This window comes from Chitinimonas koreensis (assembly GCF_014353015.1).
In the GTDB taxonomy this organism is placed as follows: Bacteria; Pseudomonadota; Gammaproteobacteria; order Burkholderiales; family Chitinimonadaceae; genus Chitinimonas; species Chitinimonas koreensis.
This window is the reverse complement of sequence record NZ_CP060704.1, coordinates 1422312-1437981: the sequence shown is the minus strand read 5'-3', so window position 1 is coordinate 1437981 and position 15670 is coordinate 1422312. Positions and strand designations below refer to the sequence as shown.

Below are 15670 nucleotides of genomic sequence, written 5' to 3'. Positions count from 1 at the left end.
GACACCCCGGTCACGCCATGCACCGTATCTCATTTTCCGGTCCGCTCGACGCCATCCCGAATTCCCGTGCCGGCGAAACCGGCCGGCGCAAACCCATACCTGCAGACTTCAATCCCATCGGAAGCACCGTGCGAATTGCATTTCACGCCTCGATCGACGAAATCACCACGATCAGCCTTCACCAACTGAAAAACTCGAACGTGGTGCGGCGCTGGCAAGGCCCCATCCTGGTCGCACTGGTCAATCCTGCCTTGTGTCTCGCCGTGCTTCCGCAACCGTTCCGCGCCCGCCTGATTGCGGGAATATCGGCCGGCCTCATCGGCGCAATACTCGCCTGGTATCTGCATCCATATTTCTGGCGGAAACGCACCCGCAAGCTGGTCGTCGAAAAATACGGCAAGACGAACGGCATCGATTGCGAAATCGAGCTGCGGAAAGAAGGCGTCTGGACGAAAACCAGTGCGACGGCGGGCAGTTCGACCCAATCCCAATCGACCAGGGCAGACCTGGACGTCATCGTGGACGATTCCGACTGGATCGAAAGCACCCTGAAGGAAGGTAATCAGCTCCTGGCCCTGATTCCGAAGCGGGTTTTCGACAACGACGACCAGATGCGCGCCTTTCTGGCCCGGGCCTGTGCGTCCCAGCGAGCGGCCTGCGCATTGCCGGCCTGACGTCCCGTCGCAATGATCTACCCTACCGAAATCCACGGGGTAGCCATCCCCGTGAATCGGCTCGCCCTTTCTTCGCCTACTCCGTCCATCGCAACACCCATGAGCTGCGCCCGCATACCACAGCCGTCGGACTAGCTGGCCTTCATCGAACCAACTCGGCCAGACCTGCCGACCAAGCCAGAGAAATCATCGACATGCTTCGCCAACTCGACGATGGCGACCAGCCCTGGATCAAGCAGATGCAGGCCGACTTTGCGCCCGCTTGCGCAAAATCGGCAGTTCGGCCAACTCGTGCAATCCGATAGGTCGAACTAGACGTAGCGATGGTCGGTAACGCCGTGCATCGTTATTTCAGCCTAAGCTATCGCATCTGAACGGCCAATAACCAAGGAAGACACTTCGTGGCTATCGATGACCTTAAAGACGAAGTGCCTCGACGAGCATTCATCGATGCTCAAGTACTTCACTTGGCGATCAAATCGGGGCAGATCCGCCCGTCTCTTGCGGCAATTTCCGCCCAATACGGCTTGGAGAATTATTGCGCATTCGGCCCTGCTCATACCATAAGCTTGCTGTATTGCCTTATCGTAGTACCGCGTGAATCATATTGGTCACCTCAATTACTCGCCCAGCTCGAAAAACATGACCCATTGAAATTCTTCTCATTTATGGCCCCGCCATCGCCAACCGAACAATTGATTCGCCATCTTCGCAATGCAATCGCCCATGCGGACTTCGTGATTTCGTCGAATGGACAATTTACTTTCAACGATCGACGCCATCGCAATGAAGTTCCGAATTTCGTTGCCACCATCGAACAGCCTCAACTTCAAAAATTCCTGAGCATCATCGGAGCAGAAATGGCCAACGCTTGCAGCTAGCATAGGTTGGGCTGAGCGTAGCGAAACCCAACGTCTGCCGTGGTGAACGTTGGGCTTCATTTCATTCAGCCCAGCAACATCTGGTCACTGCCCAACGCCGCTCAGTCCGCTTCACGTCTCACAATTATCAACCTACTTTGATAAACCACCGGGATCGCGCATACTGTTCCCTCATGAAAGCACTCCGCTTCCTCGGCTCCAGCCTGGACGATCTGCGCGATTTCCCCGCGGAAGCGCGGCGCGCCGCCGGTTTCGAGTTGAGCGCCGTCCAGCACGGTTTCATGCCGTCCGATTTCAAGCCGATGCTCAACGTGGGACCAGGCTGCTATGAGATACGTGTGCATGTGCTGGGCGAGTGGCGAGTGCTCTATGTGGCGAAGTTCGACAATGCGGTATATGTGCTGCATGCCTTCCAGAAGAAGTCGCAGAAGACCCGCCAGGAAGACATCGAACTTGCCGCCCGTCGTTACCGCCAGATTGGAGGCTGAAGCATGGAACCCGAACCCATCGTCGAATCGAGCGGGAATGTATTTGCCGACCTCGGTTTCTCGCCCGAGGAATCCGCGATCCTGGCCATGCGGGCCGAGCTGATGGCCCGGCTGCGCGAGGAAATCCAACGCCGCGGCTGGACCCAGGTCGAGGCCGCGCAAGCACTGAATATCGGGCAGTCCCGCGTCTCCGACCTGATGCGGGGAAAGCACGACAAGTTCAGCCTCGACATGCTGGTGACACTGGCGGCTCGTGCCGGGCGCAAGGTGACGCTCGAAGTGCATTGAAACTTGGCAGGCCACCGGGTTCGTCGCTTGGGCCGAGCAGCGACACCCGGCAAGCTCGGCGCATGTCGGGTCGATCCATGTCGGGCTTCGCTGCGCTCAACCCAAGCTACGGATTTCCGAGCAACCCTCACCCCGCCGCATCGATCTCCCGCAGCGACTGATACAACGGCCGCAAGCGCTCATACATCCCGCAATACACCTCCCGATAAAGCCGCCGATACCGCGCCGCATGCTCGGGCTGCGGCTCGAACCGCCTTCCCACCCGCGTCATGTCCGCCAGCGCCGCGCGGTAGTCGCCATGAAGCCCCAGCCCCACCGAGCCGATGATCGCTGCCCCCAAGCCACTGGTCTCGTACAGGTGCGGCCGCTCGCTCGGTCGCCCGAAGATGTCGGCCGTGATCTGCATCGCCGCGTCGCTTTGCGAGCCGCCGCCGGAGACGCGCACCGTCTCGATCGCCGTGCCGCTGCGCCGCTCGATCCGCTCGCCGGCCTCGCGCAACGCGTAGACCAGGCCTTCCAAGATCGCGCGGTACAAGTGCGCACGGGTGTGCACGTCGCTGAAGCCGATCACCGCGCCGCGCGCCTCGGGGCCGGGGACCTTGATGCCGGGGTTCCAGAACGGCTGCAGCATCAGGCCCTGCGCGCCGGGCGGCACCGCCTCGACCAACGCGTCGAACAGGCTTTCCGGGCTCACGCCGAGCGCGGCCGCTTCCTGCTGCTCGTGCAGGCCGAACTGCTCCTTGAACCAGCTCACCATCCAGAAGCCGCGGGTGATCTGCACCTCGGTGTTGTAGTGGCCCGGCACGGCGGCCTGGTAGGGCGGCACGAAGGGCGTGGCCTCGACGTAGCGGCGGGTGGTGGTGTTGATGGTGGCCGCGGTGCCGAACGACAGACAGGCCACCTCGGGGCTCAGGCAGCCGGCGCCGAGCACTTCGCAGGCCTTGTCGGCGGCGCCGGCGATCACCGGCAGGCCCATCGGGATACCGGTCGCCTCGCTCACCTCCCGGCCGACCTCGCCGATCACGGTGCCCGGCGCCACCAGCTCGGGCAGCATGTCGGGCCGGATCGGCAGCGCCTGCCACTTCCAGTCGTGGCCGGCGGCCCAGCGGCCGTGCTTGTAGTCGAACGGCACGTAGCCGACCTGGCTGCCGGTCGAATCGACGTAGCGGCCGGTGAAGCGGTAGTTGAGGTAGCCCGACAGCAGCAGGTATTTGTGGGTGCGGTCCCAGATCTCAGGCTGCTCCTGGGCGATCCAGTTGGCCTCGGCCTCGTGCAGGAAATGTTCGACGGTGTCGCGCATGCCGATGGCGCGGAAGGCGGTGCGCCACCACCACGGCAGTTGCGGCAGCTTGCGCGCGCGGCGCTGGTCGAGCCAGAGGATGGCGGGGCGCAGCGGATTGCCGTCGCGGTCGAGGTTGACCACCGTGCCGCGCTGGGTGGTGATGACCACGCCGCGCACCGCCGACTTGGGCACCGGGGTGTTGGCCCACAGCCGCTGGCAGACCTGGCACAGCGACTGCCAGAACGCTTCGGGGTCGTTCTCGACCCAGCCGGGCTGGTTGTCGGCGTAGTCGATCGAGACCTGGGCCTTGTCGACCAGGTGGCCATGCAGGTCGAACAGCAGCGCGCGCACGCTCTGGGTGCCGTTGTCGATGGCCAGCAGGTAGTCGTTGCTCATCGCGGGGTGTCCTTGGTGCTGCTTGTTCTGTTCCGCACCGGCGGGGCGGACGTCTAGTTATGGCTGGAAAGCCGCGTTTCCTCTCCCTTTGAGAGAGGGACTAGAAATGGCCACGCCCCTTCAGTGACTCGCGGCCCAATGAAATGCACAGTCCGCACCCTCTCCCCCGGGAGAGGGCTGGGGTGAGGGAGCGCCGGAGGAGCAATCAATGACCGGCATTTCATCCTGAACCGCTGCGCCCTCACCCCCACCCCTCTTCCGGGGGAGAGGGGCTTGATACGGCAGTGCGCTCACCCGCCTGCTCGGTGAGTCGAAATGAGTAGTGCTGGCCGATCCCGACAGCGACGATGGAAAGGGCGCTGTCGGAATGAATTCCGACCTACGTCGTGCTGACCGGCGCCCCGCCCTCCCCACCCAGATACCCCTGCCAATCCGGAATCGCCTCCAGCGGCGGCAGGCTGTAATGGTTGGCGATCAGCGCCAGGTAGCGCGCCTCCTCGGCATCCCAGTGCGCGTCGTCCCAGCCCAGCACCGGCTGGCACAGTGCGCGGACGCGCGGCAGCAGCGCGCGGCCGCCTTCGGGCAGCAGGATGCCGATGCGGCTGCGGCGCAGCAGCAGGTCGTCGAGGTGGACCACCGCCTCGGCTCGCGCGGCACGGCGCAGCTCCAGCCAGTAGCCGTCGCTGCCGGGCAATTGCTCGCACTCGGCCGGCGCAGCTTCGGCCAGGACCGTGGCGGCAGCCGCACCGTAACGGGCGGCCAGGCGATGGCGCAAGGCGGCCGGCAAGCGCGCATCGAGCGCCGCGGCCGGCCGGAACACCGGCCCGGCATCGCGCGCGAACGGCTTGCCGATGCGGCCGGCGGCCAGCGCCAGCGCGTCCTCGGCCATCAGCCGGAAGGTGGTGAGCTTGCCGCCGGTCACGCTGATCAGGCCCCGCTCGTCCAGCACCACGTGGTCGCGGCCGGCGGCCGAGGGGTTGGCGGTGCCGTCGTCGAGCACCGGCCGCACGCCGGCATAGCTGGCGGCGACGTCGGCCGGGCCGATGGCGAGGCCGGGGAACTGGTCGTTGACGGCGGCCAGCAGGTAGGCCACCTCGGCCGGCGTGATGGCGGCCTCGCGCTCGAGCCCGTCGCGATGGTCGAGGTCGGTGGTGCCGACCAGGGTGGCGCCCTCCCATGGATAGAAGAACACCGGCCGGCCGTCGTGCGGGTGCATCAGGCTGATCGCCTGCGCCACCGGCAGACGCCAGGCCGGCAGCACCAGGTGGCTGCCGCGCAGCGGACGCAGCATCGGCCGGCCGCCGACCGCGCCGCGCAGCTTGTCGGCCCAGACGCCGGTGGCGTTGACCACGGCGCGCGCGCGCAAGTCGTAGCGGATGCCGGTCTCGGCGTCCTGCACCTCCAGCCCGGCCACCCGGCCGTCGACCAGCACCGGCGCGCGCGCTGCCACATAGTTGAGCGCCAGGCCGCCGTCGGCCTCGGCCTCCATCAGCACGCGCCAGACCAGCCGCGCGTCGTCGGTCTTGGCGTCGCGGTAGACCATGCTGCCGCGCAGATCCGCGGTCGACAGCCCCGGCGCCAGCCGCAGCGTGGCGGCTGCGTCGTGGTAGGCGTGGCTGCGCTCGCCGGCCATGCGGTCGTAGATCGCGAGGCCGAGCTGGAACAGCCAGCGGCCCGGCTTGCGGCCGCGGCGGTCGGCGAACAGGAAGCTCTGCCGCTCGATCAGCTCGGGCGCCTCGGCCAAGAGCCGCTGCCGCTCGCGCACCGAGTGCAGCGTGGTGCGCAGCTGGCCTTCCTTGAGGTAGCGCAGGCCGCCATGCACCAGCTTGGACGAGCGGCTGGAGGTGCCCCAGGCGAAGTCGCGCTGCTCGACCAGGGCGGCCTTCCAGCTGCGCCGGGCCGCTTCGCGCAGCACGCCGGCGCCGCTGATGCCGCCGCCGATCACCAGGATGTCCCAGTCCTCGGCCGCCAGCCGGGCCAGCCTGGCGGCGCGGGCGTCAGCCGCGCGCATCGGCGGCGTTCGCTTCGAGCGAGGCATGGCCCCAGCGGCTGCCGTCCTGCAGCAGCTTGCCGGGATTCATGATGCCCTTGGGGTCGAAATGGCGGCACAGCCCGGCCAGCGTGGCCATGCCCAGAGGCCCCTTCTCGGCCAGCAGGAAGGGTGCATGGTCGCGGCCGACGCCGTGCTGGTGGCTGATGGTGCCGCCGTGGCGGACGATGGCCTGCGACACCGCGCCCTTGTAGCGGCGCCAGCGCTCCATGTTCGGCTCGAAGCCGCCGTCGGCGGTCGGCCAGACGAAGGTCGAGTAGATGCTGCAGCCCTGGCCGTACAGGTGCGACAGGTGGGTGAAGGCGTGCACGCGCTCGCCGGTCGCGGCGAAGGCGTCGCGCGCGGCCTGCTCCATCGCCTCCATCAAGGGCTTGACGCGCGGCCAGTCGACCGCCGTCTCGATGGTGTCGGCGCTGTAGCCGCGCTCCCACAGCGCATTGCGCAGATAGGGGCCCTTGAAGCGGTTGGCGCGCCACTTGTCGCCCATCACGGTGCCGATATGCACGCCGCCGTGGCGGCCGGCCAGCCGGCGCGCCTGGCGCAGCGCGCGGGCGGCGTCGCCCGCCGTGCCGGTCACGCCCAGCATCAGCATGCACTTGCCCTCGCCGCAGCCGCGCCAGCCGAGGTAGCGCTCGAGCCAGGCGATCAGATTGGCGTGGCCGGCCAGGGTCAGGTTGGTCTCGGTCTCGCCGGCGTTGGAGAGCCGCAGCATCGACAGCGGCAGGCGGTCCTGCACCATGCCGCGCACGGCGGCCTCGGCGGCATCCCAGTTCGGGAAGAACAGCGCGTGGAAGCGCTCGTGGCCCGGCAGCGGGCTGACCCGCATCACCGCCTCGGTCAGCACGCCGAAGCGGCCTTCCGAGCCCATCACCAGCTCGCGCAGATCGGGCCCGGCGGCCGAGGCCGGCAGGGTGTGCAGGTCGAGCCGGCCGACCGGCGTCTCCATGCGGCCGCCGGCGAACAGCTGCTCGATGCGGCCGTAGCGCAGCGACTGCTGGCCGGAGGAACGCGTCACCACCCAGCCGCCGACGGTCGAGTATTCGAACGACTGCGGGAAATGGCCGAGCGTGTAGCCCTCGGCCTGCAATTGGGCTTCCAGTTGCGGGCCCGGCGTGCCGGCGCCGAAGGTGGCCAGCCGGCTGGTCTTGTCGAGATGCAGCAGCCGGTTCATGCGCTCGAGCTTGAGCGACAGCACCGGCCGCTCGCCCAAGGGGCAGTCGAGATGGCCGGCCACGCTGGTGCCGCCGGCGAAGGGAATGACGATCCAGCCGTGGGCCTGCGCCAGGTCGAGCAGCGTGCGCACGTCTTCGCTGCTCTCGGGAAGGCGACGCCGTCCGGCACCGGCGGCAGCGGACCGCAGCGCTTGCGCAGCCAATCGGGGTAGCTCTCGCCGAGCGCGGCGCCGAAGCGGCTGGCGGCGTCGCGGCGGATCAGCGGGTGTTCGGGCAGGCGCGAGGCCGGCACGGCGGACAGCAGCTCGGCCTGGCCCACGTCGCGCGGCGGCCGGCCGGGGCCGAGGCGTTCGCCCAGCATGGCGAGGGCGGCATCGTTCAGACTCATGCTGGTGGCGTCGTCGCCCCAGCCATTCCAGCGTCGCATGGCTTATGCTCCCGGTGCCGCGCGTCGCGGCTTTAAATTCGATAGGGAAGTGCCAACGGATCTTCGGTCCAGCGCCCGGCCAAGCAGGGCGTTCACCGTCCGAGGAATCTTCACCCGTCCTTTGCTGTTTTGATTCCACCCCTCCGCCCCGCCGCGGCGGGGAAGCGCGCTGACGCGCGCCGGTGGTATCGGCCAGCACTGCAATAGGGAAACTGTAGTCGCTCGATGATGAACAGCCACTTCGCGATGCTGCCAATCGATTGCGCGATCGCGCCAAATCCGCGCGTGGTGTCGCCCTACGCCAGCACGCTGCGCGAGGCCGCGCTGGCCGCCGGCCTGCCCGCGTCCGAGCTGGCCGCCAGCGGCGTACCGACCGGCGGCGAGGCCGACGTGCCGGTCGCCGCCTACCTCGACCTGCTGCGTCGCGCGGTGGCGCATGCCGGCCCCGCGTTCGGCTGGCGGCTGGGCCAGGCGGCCAAGCCGACCACCTATGGCGTCAACGGCATCCTGCTGCTGTCCTGCCCGACGCTGGGCGAGGCGCTGCAGCAAGTGCTGCGCTTCGAGGCGCTGGTGCACGACCTGGGCCGCTCCAGCCTGTCGCGGCAGGGCGAGCTGTGGGTCTATGGCTGGCGCAACGACTGGAGCGGCCACCCGGCCGCGGCGGCGCTGGCCGAGTCGGTGTTCGCCGGCATCCGTACCTGCGCCGAGTGGCTGGCCGGCCGGCCGCTGCAAGGCTTCGAGCTGGAATTCGCCCACGCCGGCGACAGCGCCGCACTGGCCCAACTGGCCGGCGTGCCGGTGCGGCACGGCTGTGCGGCCAACCGGGTGCTGTTCCCGGCCGAGCTGCTCGACTGGCCGGTGCCGCAGGCCAACAACGGGCTGCTGGCGCTGCTGCAGAACCATGCCGAAGCGCTGCTGCGCGAGCGGCACCGGCGCGAGCCGGAGATCGTCGGCCAGGTGCGCAGCCTCTTGCTGGCGCGCCTGGGCGAAGGCGGCGCGACCCGGCTGGCCGAGGTGGCCGACGCGCTGCACCTGTCGACGCGCACGCTGCAGCGCCGCCTGGGCGAGGCCGGCCTGGCCTTCCAGGACCTGCTCGACCGCACGCGCCACGAGCTGGCGCGCCACTACCTCGACAGCTCGGCGCTGCCGATCGGCGAGATCGCGTACCTACTGGGTTATCGCGACCCGGCGGCCTTCCACCACGCGTTCAAGGGCTGGCAGGGCGAGGGGCCGGGGGCGTATCGCGAGCGGAATCGGCGGGCTTAGATCGGTGAAGGGTGAAGGGTGAAGGGTGAAGGGTGAAGGGAAGCGTCGCTCGGCGGTCGACGCTTTTGTAGGAGCGGCTTCAGCCGCGAATCGCCGTTCCTGCCACAACCGTCATTCACGGCCAAAGTCACTTCTACAGGCTCTCCTACCCAAGGCTTGAATCCGTCGCAGGGGAAGGACCACCCTTCCCTCTTCTCCTTTCCCACCCCATCACCGCAAGACTTCCCGTCCCACCGCCTGCTCCACCATCGTCCGCGCCACGCCGGGCAAGGCCAGCATCAGCGTATTGCCCGGCCCGTAGGTCTGGCTGGCCGCATAGGCCCCCTCGATCAGCAGCGCCAGCGCCTCGGCCAGTGCGGTCGGCTCGGCGGCGCCGGCGGCGGTCGCCAGCTCGTGCAGCCGCGCCAGCAGTTGGCGCTTGCCCTCGGCGACGTGGCGACGGGCGAAGTGCTCGGGGTCGGCGAATTCCACCGCCACGTTGACGAAGGGGCAGCCGCGGTAGTCCAGCGCCGACGCCCGCACCGAAAGGTCGGCGAAGAACTGCACCAGGCCGGCCGCGGGGTCATCGGGGTGCCTGGCCACGCTGCCCTCGAAATAGCCCCAGAACTTGGCGTCGCGCCGGACCAGGTATTGCCGCAGCAGCTCGTCCTTCGAATTGAACTGGCGGTACAGGCTCATCTTGTTGACGCCGGCCTGCTTGACCACCGCGTCGACGCCGACCGCCCGCGCGCCCTCGCGATAGAACAGCTGCTCGGCCGCGTCGAGGATGCGCGCCGAGGCCTCGCTGCCCGTCGTCGACTTGCGCGGCGCAGCCTGGCCCGCCCCTCGCCGGCCGCCGTCACGTCGTTCGCCGACGTATTTTTGCTTCCCGTATCCGTTTCCATGCTTGACATGTTACCGCTCGGTACATAGCATCCGCAATCGTTGTTACCGACCTGTCACATCAATCCCGCTCGAGGACATTCGCCATGCAGGCACTCGCAAATTGGGCGCGCGGCCGCTTCCACTACGGCTGGATCGCCATCGCCGTGACCTTCCTGGTGATGCTGGTCACCGCCGGCACCCGCGCCACGCCGAGCGTGATGATGGTGCCGCTCGAGCAGGAACTCGGCTGGAGCCGCGCCACCATCTCGCTGGCGCTGTCGATCAACCTGGCGCTGTTCGGCCTGATGGGCCCGTTCGCCGCTGCCGCCATGCTGCGCTTCGGCCTGCGCCGCACGGTGCTGACCGCGCTGACGGTGCTGGCCGGCGCCGTCGCGCTGTCGAGCCGGATGCAGTCGACCTGGCAGTTGCAATTGATCTGGGGCCTGGTGGTCGGCTGCGCCACCGGCGCCACCGCGATGACGCTGGGCGCCTCGGTGGTGAACCGCTGGTTCGTCGAGCGGCGCGGGCTGGCCATGGGCTTGCTGACCGCCAGCTCGGCCACCGGCCAGCTGGTGTTCCTGCCGCTCCTGGCCGCGATCACCGAGCAGCAGGGCTGGCGGCCGGTGGTGCTGCTGGTGGCCGCGGCGGCCGCGGTGGTCATCCCGCTGGTCGCCTGGCTGCTGCCCGAGCGGCCCGGCGCGGTCGGCCTGCGCGCCTACGGCGAGGCCGACGATGCCCCGCCGCCGCGCCGCCGACCGGCAATCCGATCACCATCGCCTTCTCAGCGCTGGCGCGCGCTTCCAAGTCGCGCGACTTCTGGCTGCTGTTCTTCAGCTTCTTCGTCTGCGGCGCCAGCACCAACGGCTACATCGGCACCCACTTCATCGCCATGTGCGGCGACTACGGCATCACGCCGGTGCGCGGCGCCGGCATCCTGGCCGCGATGGGCGTGTTCGACCTGGCCGGCACCACGCTGTCGGGCTGGTTGTCGGACCGCTACAACGCACGCGTGCTGCTGTTCTGGTACTACGGCCTGCGCGGACTGGCGCTGATCTACCTGCCCTATGCCTTCGGCTTCGATTTCTTCGGCCTGCCGCTGTTCGCGCTGTTCTACGGTCTCGACTGGGTGGCCACCGTGCCGCCGACGGTGCGGCTGACCAACGACCGCTTCGGCAGCCGCGAGGCGCCGGTGATCTTCGGCTGGATCGTGGCCGGCCACCAGTTGGGCGCCGCCTTCGCCGCGCTCGGCGCGGGCCTGTTGCGCAACAGCCTGGGCAGCTACACGGCGGCGACGATGATCTCGGGCGGGCTGTGCCTGGTCAGCGCGATCGTGGTGCTGCGCATCAACCGGCGCACGGCAACGTTGACGCCGGCGGTGGCTTGATCGCGCCAATCAGGGGCATACGGCCGTGGATGGGGTTGTAGGTCGGGCCTTATGCCCGACAGCGATCTTCATCGGCGCGCTGTCGGACTGAAATCCGACCTACCGAGCTGCTTGCTGTCTTCGTAGGTCGGGCTTTACGCCCGACGGCCGTCTCGATCAATGGCGTTGTCGGGCGTAAAGCCCGACCTACCAGGATGCGCCGCGCAAGCTTGTTGCACATGCAGGAACAGCTTCAGCCGCGAATGGCCGATCGGCGACAGTGTTCGCCCGACCGAGGCCATTCGCGGCTGAAGCCGCTCCTACAAACCGTTCCTGCAACCGCTGCCGCGAAACGGACGCACCGCCTTGCGGCGGCCTACTTGATCATCCGCAGGCAATACTTGTCGTAATCGGCATCGATGCGCTGGCGCTTGGCCTTCATCTTCTCCAGGTCCCACGGCTTGGTCGCGCCCATGCGCTGGCGCTTTTCCATCAGCATCAGCTCGTCGACGTATTTCTCGCAGCGCGTCTTTTCCGGCCCGGTCAGGTGCTCGTAGAAGATCGGCGAGTACTTGTCGGGCAGCGTGATCGGTTCCGGAGTGGGCTTGGGTTTGGCGGCCAGCGCCGGCAGGGCCAGCAGCGCGGCGAGGATCAGGGCATGACGCATGGTCGGCTTTCTTGTCGGGCCAGGAGGGCGACGGCGTCGTGCAGCCGCCGCGCGAAGGCGAAATCATGCCATGCCCGCGCACCGCAGCGCGCCACCGGCAGCACGCCGGCCAGGCTGTTGCTCAGCAGCACGGCGTCGGCCGTGGCCAGCGCCTCGGCCGTGAAGGCGCGCAGCTCGACCGCGATGCCGAGCGCCGCGGCGCATTCCAGCACCAGCTCGCGCGTCACGCCGGCCACGCCGCAGTCGGCCAGCGGATGGGTCAGCAGCGTGCCGCCCGCCAGCAGGTAGAGATTGGTCATCACGCCTTCGACCAGCTCGCCGCGCGCATTGGCCATCAGGCCGTCGAACAGCGCCGGGTCGTCCCACTCGCGCCGCGCCATCACCTGGTCGAGCCGGTTCAGATGCTTGAGCCCGGCGAGGCCGGGCTGGATGGCCAGCGGCCAGTCACACAGCCGCACCGCCACGCCGTGCTCGCGCAGGCCGGCCGGGTAGGCCGGCAGCGGTCCGGCCTGCACGATGCGGGTGGCCGGCACCTCGGCCGCGCAGGCATAGCCGCGCGCGCCGACGCCGCGCGTCACCGTCAGCTTGACCGCCGCGTCGTGCGGCGCCAGCGCGGCCAGGTCGGCCAGCAGGTCGGCCTCGGCCGGGCAGGCGATGCCGAGCGCGGCGCAGTCGGCCGCCAGCCGGGCGTAGTGGCGCGGCCAGGCCAGCAATCGGCCGGCCTCGCAGCGCAGCGTGCGGAACACGCCGTCGCCATAGGCCAGGCCGCGGTCGCGCGCGTCGACCAGGCCGGCTTCGCTGCCATTCACCAGGATCCGCATGCGCCCTCCTGCCCTACCGGTCGGCCAGGCCCAGCGCGCGCAGCAGGCCGCGCGCCTTGGCGCGGGTCTCGCCCAGCTCTCGCTCGGGGTCGCTGTCGGCCACGATGCCGGCGCCGGCGCGGAAGGACAGCGCGGCGCCGTCCTGCATGAAGGTGCGGATCAGGATGTTGAGGTCGAGCGAGCCGTCGCGGTTGATGTAGCCGAGGCTGCCGGTATAGGCGCGGCGCGGCCGGTCCTCCAGCTCGCGGATGATCTGCATGCAGCGCACCTTGGGGCAGCCGGTGATGGTGCCGCCGGGGAACAGCGCGCGCACCGCGTCGGCCACCGACAGGCCGGGCCGCACCGTGCAGCTGACCGTCGACTCGATGTGGTGCACGTAGGTGTAGCTGGTCACGTCCATCAGCGCGTCGACCCTGACCGTGCCCGGCCGGGCGATGCGGCCGAGATCGTTGCGCTCGAGGTCGATCAGCATGATGTGCTCGGCGCGCTCCTTGGTCGAAGCGATCAGCCGCGCCTTCTGGGCGGCGTCCTCGGCCGGGTCGGGCGAGCGCGGATGGGTGCCGGCGATCGGCCGGGTCTCGACCCGGCCCGTGCGGTCGATGCGCGCCAGCCGCTCGGGCGAAGAGCTGACGATGGCGCGGCCGTCGCCGAAGTCGACATAGGCCGAGAACGGCGCCGGATTGGCGCGGCGCAGCTGGGCGAACAGGTCGAGCGGCCCGGCGCCGCCGGCCAGCTGCGCGTCCCAGCCGCGCGACAGGTTGACCTGGAACACGTCGCCGTCGCGGATGTACTGCTTGCAGCGCAGCGTGCCGTCGAGGAAGGCCTGCGGCTCGTCCTCGGTCAGGCCGGCCAGCACGATGGGCTGTCCGGCGAACGGCGCATCGACGCCGGCCAGCAGGCCTTCGAGCCGCGCCAGCTGGTCTGCGGTCTCGGCCACCAGCGTGGCGCGGCCGTCCTCGCGCGCCACGATCAGCGCAGCCGGCACCCGGGCCAGCAGGCCGAGCGGGAAGCCGGCGTCGTGGCGCGGCGGCACGGTCGATTCCAGCGTTTCGAGCCACTCGTAGCCGAGGTAGGTGAACCAGCCGCCGGTGAACGGCAGGCCGCTCGCATCGGCCGCCGGCGCCACGGCGATCGCCGCTAGGTCGCGCTGCAGCGCGGCGCCTTCGCCGGCGCCGTAGATGCGCACCGATTCGGGCAGCGCGAACAGGATGTCCCAGCCGGTGTCGCCGGCCGATTGCAGCAGGTAGGGGAAATCGGCCGGATAGGCCGCGGCCAGCGCCAGGAGATCGGGCGCGGACGGGAGCGACAGGGTTGGCATCGCAAGGGGCAGGAAACGAAACGCCGCGCAGTCTCCCGCGCGGCGTTTCGCTTGGCAAGCGTGCCGATCAGCCGGCCGCGGCGCTGCACCGGCCGTCGCGCGGCCGGCCGGCGGCGACGAAGGCGCGCGCCGCGCGTTGGAAGCAGTCCGGCGCCGCCCACAGGATGAAGTGCGGCGCGCCTTCGACCGCCAGCAGGCCGAGCCGGCCGTGCGGACGCAGCAGCGCAGCGTGGGCCTGCGCGCCGGGCCAGGCGGTCTTCGGGTCGAGCGTGCCGTGCAGCACCAGGGTCGGCGGCAGTCGGTCCGGCTGACGCCCCCAGGCCGCGTCGCGCGGATAGCGCGGCAGGCTCGGTTCGGCCAGCAGGCCCGGCAGCACGCTGGTGAACAGCAGTCCCTGCGCCTCCTGCTCGACCTGGGCAGCGGTCAGCCCGGGCCGCAGCGTGTTCTCCGAGGCGCTGACGATCTGCACCAGCGGGATCGACAGCGGCGACTGCGGATAGCGGCCCATGGCCTCGCCGATCGCGCGCTGGCGCGCCAGCACCTGCTGCAGCACCTCGCCACGGCCGGCGTCGAGATCGGCCAGCAGCGCCGGCAGCCTGCGGCGCAGCTCGGGCACGTCGAGCAGGCTGCCGAAGAAGGCGCGCGGATCGCGGCCCGGGATCTGCGCCCGCCAGGCCGGTGCCGGCTGCTGCGCCGCCATGGCCAGCACGCGGCGGTAGCGCGCCTCGGCGCTGCCCTCGGCCCCGCCGCGGCAGGCCGGCTCGGCCTCGCAGGCGGCCAGCACCTGGCGGCCGACCGCATCGACCAGTTCGGAGCGGCGGCTCAGATCCCAGCGCGGATCGGTCTCGGGCGGCACCAGCGAATCGAGGATCACGCCGCGCAGGCCCTGGTCGCCCAGCTGCAGGGTGCGCAGCACCAGCTGAGTGCCGTAGGAGACGCCGTACAGGTAGACCGGCCCGTCGTCGCGGAAATGGCCGATCAGGCCAGCCAGGTCGCGGGCGGCATTGCCGATGCCGAAAGCGCGCGCCCGAGCCGGATCGGCGCCGAGGCGGCCGAAGCAACTGCCCCACTCGGCGCCTTCGAGCGCCGCGCCGCCGGCACCGGCGACCGCTTCCTCGTCGGGGCAGAGCCGGCCCGACAGGCCGGTGCCGCGATGGTCGGGCACCAGCAGGTCGAGGCCGGGAAAGCTGCGCCGCAGGGTCGGCAGCAGCGGGTAGAACGAGGCCCCCGATTCGCCCGGCCCGCCGGCCACCAGCCAGATCGCGCCGCGCCGCCGCCCCTCGGCCGGGAACTTGCGTACGAACAGTTGCAGGCGCTGGCCATCGTCGGGCCGGGCGTGATCGAGCGGCACGTCCATCGCCGCGCACTGCGAGCCGGCCAGTTCGGCGAAGTCGCCGGCGTCGCCGCACGGCGCGAAGCCGGCGGCCTGCGCCGGCAGCGCCGTCAATCCCGCGGCTAGCCCCAGTCCGGCCAGCCACTTCCATCGCCGTGTTCGCATCGTGATATTCCTCTCTCGTGGTGCGCCACCGATCGGCGCGCCGGCCGGTATAGCACCGGGCGGGCGCCGCAAGGCAGGCAGGTGTGCCGGAATGCGCCGGCGGCCGACCGGGCGACGCCAGGCCGCGATGGAATGCAGCCGGCCGGGATGTGCACGGTTGCGCAAGAACGAAAAAGGCCGCCCCGAAGGACGGCCTCTTTCGTTCGGTGCGACCG

15 protein-coding genes and 1 pseudogene are annotated in these 15670 nt (G+C 69.6%); 7 read left to right on the top strand and 9 right to left on the bottom strand.

Translation table 11 applies throughout. The features are described from left to right. The first annotated feature begins 17 nt into the window (after window positions 1–17). The 4 genes from H9L41_RS06135 to H9L41_RS06120 all read left to right on the top strand — a co-directional run bounded on the left by H9L41_RS06135 (window position 18) and on the right by H9L41_RS06120 (window position 2331). Window positions 18–674, top strand: a complete 657-nt coding sequence (locus H9L41_RS06135) for a hypothetical protein (protein ID WP_157462130.1) — start codon at window positions 18–20, stop codon at window positions 672–674. 401 nt (window positions 675–1075) lie between these two features. Continuing rightward, the gene (locus H9L41_RS06130; RefSeq protein WP_157462131.1) at window positions 1076–1555 is read left to right on the top strand and encodes a HEPN family nuclease; all 480 of its coding nucleotides are present in this window, start codon (window positions 1076–1078) and stop codon (window positions 1553–1555) included. A gap of 173 nt (window positions 1556–1728) precedes the next feature. Next, window positions 1729–2043 carry a type II toxin-antitoxin system RelE/ParE family toxin gene (locus tag H9L41_RS06125; RefSeq protein ID WP_028447838.1) on the top strand — a complete coding sequence of 105 codons (315 nt, stop codon included), beginning with the start codon at window positions 1729–1731 and terminating at the stop codon, window positions 2041–2043. Window positions 2044–2046: 3 nt separating this feature from the next. Next, window positions 2047–2331, top strand: coding sequence for a helix-turn-helix domain-containing protein (locus H9L41_RS06120; RefSeq protein WP_028447839.1), 285 nt, complete (start codon window positions 2047–2049; stop codon window positions 2329–2331). 127 nt (window positions 2332–2458) lie between these two features. Here the strand turns inward: H9L41_RS06120 and H9L41_RS06115 are convergent, their stop codons facing one another. The 4 genes from H9L41_RS06115 to H9L41_RS25555 form a co-directional block, all read right to left on the bottom strand. Further along, window positions 2459–4009: an FGGY-family carbohydrate kinase gene (locus tag H9L41_RS06115; protein ID WP_028447840.1), complete on the bottom strand. Its 1551-nt coding sequence runs from the start codon at window positions 4007–4009 to the stop codon at window positions 2459–2461. A gap of 379 nt (window positions 4010–4388) precedes the next feature. Then, window positions 4389–6020 (bottom strand): glycerol-3-phosphate dehydrogenase/oxidase, encoded by a 1632-nt coding sequence (locus tag H9L41_RS06110; protein WP_051319373.1) that lies wholly within the window; start codon window positions 6018–6020, stop codon window positions 4389–4391. After that, the gene (locus H9L41_RS06105) at window positions 6007–7323 is read right to left on the bottom strand and encodes an FAD-binding oxidoreductase (protein WP_308419655.1); all 1317 of its coding nucleotides are present in this window, start codon (window positions 7321–7323) and stop codon (window positions 6007–6009) included. Before H9L41_RS06105 ends, H9L41_RS06110 begins: the two co-directional genes overlap by 14 nt. Then, window positions 7227–7658, bottom strand: coding sequence for a hypothetical protein (locus H9L41_RS25555; protein WP_308419604.1), 432 nt, complete (start codon window positions 7656–7658; stop codon window positions 7227–7229). Before H9L41_RS25555 ends, H9L41_RS06105 begins: the two co-directional genes overlap by 97 nt. Window positions 7659–7904: 246 nt before the next feature. On the opposite strand from H9L41_RS25555, the gene H9L41_RS06100 reads away from it, so the two are divergent. After that, window positions 7905–8924, top strand: coding sequence for an AraC family transcriptional regulator (locus tag H9L41_RS06100; RefSeq protein WP_051319409.1), 1020 nt, complete (start codon window positions 7905–7907; stop codon window positions 8922–8924). A 210-nt stretch (window positions 8925–9134) separates the two neighbouring features. On the opposite strand, the gene H9L41_RS06095 is transcribed toward H9L41_RS06100, so the two are convergent. Further along, entirely contained in the window at window positions 9135–9692 is a 558-nt protein-coding gene (locus tag H9L41_RS06095) for a TetR/AcrR family transcriptional regulator (RefSeq protein ID WP_187523875.1), read from the bottom strand. Window positions 9693–9892: 200 nt separating this feature from the next. Here H9L41_RS06095 and H9L41_RS26065 point away from each other — a divergent pair. Further along, window positions 9893–10477: pseudogene (locus H9L41_RS26065) on the top strand (MFS transporter); the annotation flags it as partial. Continuing rightward, on the top strand, window positions 10402–11172 hold the full coding sequence (locus H9L41_RS26060; RefSeq protein WP_373282113.1) for an MFS transporter: 771 nt from the start codon (window positions 10402–10404) through the stop codon (window positions 11170–11172). The pseudogene H9L41_RS26065 and the gene H9L41_RS26060, both read left to right, overlap by 76 nt. Before the next feature lie 355 nt (window positions 11173–11527). On the opposite strand, the gene H9L41_RS06085 is transcribed toward H9L41_RS26060, so the two are convergent. The 4 genes from H9L41_RS06085 to H9L41_RS06070 all read right to left on the bottom strand — a co-directional run bounded on the left by H9L41_RS06085 (window position 11528) and on the right by H9L41_RS06070 (window position 15455). After that, window positions 11528–11818 carry a hypothetical protein gene (locus tag H9L41_RS06085; protein WP_028447844.1) on the bottom strand — a complete coding sequence of 97 codons (291 nt, stop codon included), beginning with the start codon at window positions 11816–11818 and terminating at the stop codon, window positions 11528–11530. Continuing rightward, window positions 11803–12639 (bottom strand): aminodeoxychorismate lyase, encoded by an 837-nt coding sequence (gene pabC, locus H9L41_RS06080; RefSeq protein ID WP_084300575.1) that lies wholly within the window; start codon window positions 12637–12639, stop codon window positions 11803–11805. Before pabC ends, H9L41_RS06085 begins: the two co-directional genes overlap by 16 nt. Before the next feature lie 13 nt (window positions 12640–12652). Then, window positions 12653–13957, bottom strand: coding sequence for an aminodeoxychorismate synthase component I (locus H9L41_RS06075; protein ID WP_028447845.1), 1305 nt, complete (start codon window positions 13955–13957; stop codon window positions 12653–12655). A gap of 67 nt (window positions 13958–14024) precedes the next feature. Beyond that, window positions 14025–15455, bottom strand: coding sequence for an alpha/beta fold hydrolase (locus H9L41_RS06070; protein ID WP_034608072.1), 1431 nt, complete (start codon window positions 15453–15455; stop codon window positions 14025–14027). Window positions 15456–15670 lie beyond the last annotated feature (215 nt).

Excerpts from the sequence above, each read along its gene's own strand:
- H9L41_RS06110 (WP_051319373.1), bottom strand. The coding sequence starts at position 6,020 with ATGCGCGCGGCTGACGCCCGCGCCGCCAGGCTGGCCCGGCTGGCGGCC.
- H9L41_RS06115 (WP_028447840.1), bottom strand. The coding sequence starts at position 4,009 with ATGAGCAACGACTACCTGCTGGCCATCGACAACGGCACCCAGAGCGTG.
- H9L41_RS06085 (WP_028447844.1), bottom strand. The coding sequence starts at position 11,818 with ATGCGTCATGCCCTGATCCTCGCCGCGCTGCTGGCCCTGCCGGCGCTG.
- H9L41_RS06135 (WP_157462130.1), top strand. The coding sequence starts at position 18 with ATGCACCGTATCTCATTTTCCGGTCCGCTCGACGCCATCCCGAATTCC.
- H9L41_RS06070 (WP_034608072.1), bottom strand. The coding sequence starts at position 15,455 with ATGCGAACACGGCGATGGAAGTGGCTGGCCGGACTGGGGCTAGCCGCG.
- H9L41_RS25555 (WP_308419604.1), bottom strand. The coding sequence starts at position 7,658 with ATGCGACGCTGGAATGGCTGGGGCGACGACGCCACCAGCATGAGTCTG.
- H9L41_RS06100 (WP_051319409.1), top strand. The coding sequence starts at position 7,905 with ATGCTGCCAATCGATTGCGCGATCGCGCCAAATCCGCGCGTGGTGTCG.
- H9L41_RS06075 (WP_028447845.1), bottom strand. The coding sequence starts at position 13,957 with ATGCCAACCCTGTCGCTCCCGTCCGCGCCCGATCTCCTGGCGCTGGCC.
- H9L41_RS06125 (WP_028447838.1), top strand. The coding sequence starts at position 1,729 with ATGAAAGCACTCCGCTTCCTCGGCTCCAGCCTGGACGATCTGCGCGAT.
- H9L41_RS06120 (WP_028447839.1), top strand. The coding sequence starts at position 2,047 with ATGGAACCCGAACCCATCGTCGAATCGAGCGGGAATGTATTTGCCGAC.
- pabC (WP_084300575.1), bottom strand. The coding sequence starts at position 12,639 with ATGCGGATCCTGGTGAATGGCAGCGAAGCCGGCCTGGTCGACGCGCGC.